Raw genomic sequence first — 1,984 nt, 5'->3', positions numbered from 1 at the left:
TCAAGAGATAAATCCGTAAAAGTAACCAAGGTTTCATCGTGAAAAACCACTTCCTTTTTAGTCGATTTTATGCAAACAGAAGTAATCACTTTATGTGTTTTGCCAGACATTTCTGTTAACATTCTTAATGCGTGAGATGCGTCGATAGGTTTTCCTAATGCCTTATTATCCAACCAAACAATAGTATCTGAAGTAATTAAAACTTCGTTATCTTGTAATTCATTTTTAAAAGCACTGGCTTTCAATTTGGCTAAAAAATTAGTTATTTCTTCGGCTTTTAAATGATCTGGGTAAATCTCTTCAATTTCTTTTAACTTTATTTCAAAATCAAGCTCTAATTCTTTTAAAAATTGTTGTCTTCTTGGCGAACCCGATGCTAAAATGATTTTATGATTTTTGAATTTCTCGTTAAGCATATTGCATTGAAATTAAAATGATTAGCAAAGATAAAATAGTAGTAATTTGAACTATTTTCAAAATTCTAATTACCAAAAGATACTCTTTATTTAATTTGTATTGAAATAATTTAATTCCAATAAATACAACAGGTGCTATAATAAATAAAATAAAATACCCTACCGCATACAAATTATGAGCTAAATTTTCAACCAAATAGTATGTCAAATAACTTATAAAAAGTACTAACGAAGCTGTCCCAATAATTTTCGAATATTTTATTCCGAAAGATGTTGCAACAGTTGAAATTCCGTATGCAGCATCTCCTTTTTCGTTAGCTATTGTTTTTATTATTTCGATAGCAAATTGAAGTAAAAAAATAAATATGGCATAATCTGTTAGGATTGAAACTAATGTTTTCATAAAAAATTCATTGCCAGCATAAATAGCAGGAAAAATATTGAATAAACTAATGATAACAATAGATAACGTAGCTACAAGTGCCACAATTGCATTTCCTAAAATTGGAATTTGCTTTAATCCATTTGAATAAATATATAATAAAGCCGCACATATGACAAATATCGTAGCAAATGCGGGTTTATTGATAACCCGACTCAAATAAAATCCAATTCCAACACCTAAGCACGTAAATATAAAATACAAATTATAGGCTGTTTTTTCAGAAATGTGAGTATGTATAACTACTTCGTTTGGTTTATTTATGGAATCAGTTTCCACATCAAATATGGCATTAATTATGAAGCCACCTGCTAAAATAAAAAGCGTTGCAAAAACTAATAGCACATACTGAAAATTAGATAACGATTGCCAAAGCACTAACGATTGAGGTGCGCCCAAGGCATCTTTGAAATGTATGTGATTTAAAAATCCGTATTTAATTATGAGTTGCATAAAAGCAAACAAAACTAAATTTTCTATTCGAATTAATTTTAAAAAATGTTTCATAATAAATTTAAAAAAACTTAGCATCAAAATCGTCCATCCATTTTCCTTGAACTTTCATTACCTGTTCAATTACATCTCTTACAGCGCCTTTTCCACCATTTGCGTGAGAAATGTATTTACTAACCCCTTTTATTTCTTGAACGGCATCTTGTGGACACGTCGGTAAACCTACTTTTCGCATCACTAAATAATCAGGAATATCATCGCCCATATATAGAATTTCTTCAGGTTTTAATTGATAAGCATCGCAAATTTCGTAGAACTTTTCAACTTTATCAGGTGCTGACAAATAGATATCTTTTATACCTAAATTTTGCAACCTAACACGAACACCTTCGTTACTTCCACCAGAAATTATACAAACTGGGTAACCTTTATCTACAGCAGCTTTCATGGCGTAACCATCTTTAATATTCATTTGACGAAGCAATTGCCCGTCTTCAGAAATATGAACGGTTCCATCAGTTAATACGCCATCGATATCAAAGATAAACGCTTTAATATCATTCATTACTTCTTTATAACTTTTCGCCATTTTGAATAGATTTTGTCAAAATTTTATATATTTCTTTTTGATTTTCGTTCGTAAGAAAATCGATATGTTTTTCAATGGTTTTTT

3 protein-coding genes are annotated in these 1,984 nt (G+C 29.8%); all 3 read right to left on the bottom strand.

Going from position 1 to position 1,984, the window contains the following annotated elements; genetic code table 11:
* The coding region (locus ABWO04_RS11465; RefSeq protein ID WP_353079822.1) for a Maf family protein at positions 1-416 on the bottom strand (416 nt) is incomplete at its 3' end.
* Complete coding sequence (locus ABWO04_RS11460; RefSeq protein ID WP_353079821.1) at positions 409-1,365, bottom strand: geranylgeranylglycerol-phosphate geranylgeranyltransferase; 957 nt, start codon at positions 1,363-1,365, stop codon at positions 409-411. The genes ABWO04_RS11465 and ABWO04_RS11460, both read right to left, overlap by 8 nt.
* Positions 1,366-1,372: 7 nt before the next feature.
* The gene (locus tag ABWO04_RS11455) at positions 1,373-1,900 is read right to left on the bottom strand and encodes a KdsC family phosphatase (protein ID WP_353079820.1); all 528 of its coding nucleotides are present in this window, start codon (positions 1,898-1,900) and stop codon (positions 1,373-1,375) included.
* Between the last annotated feature and the right edge of the window lie 84 nt (positions 1,901-1,984).

It is taken from the genome of Flavobacterium sp., assembly GCF_040382755.1.
Classification (GTDB): Bacteria; Bacteroidota; Bacteroidia; order Flavobacteriales; family Flavobacteriaceae; genus Flavobacterium.
The sequence above is the reverse complement of the archived record's forward strand: the minus strand, read 5'-3'. Positions and strand labels throughout refer to the sequence as shown.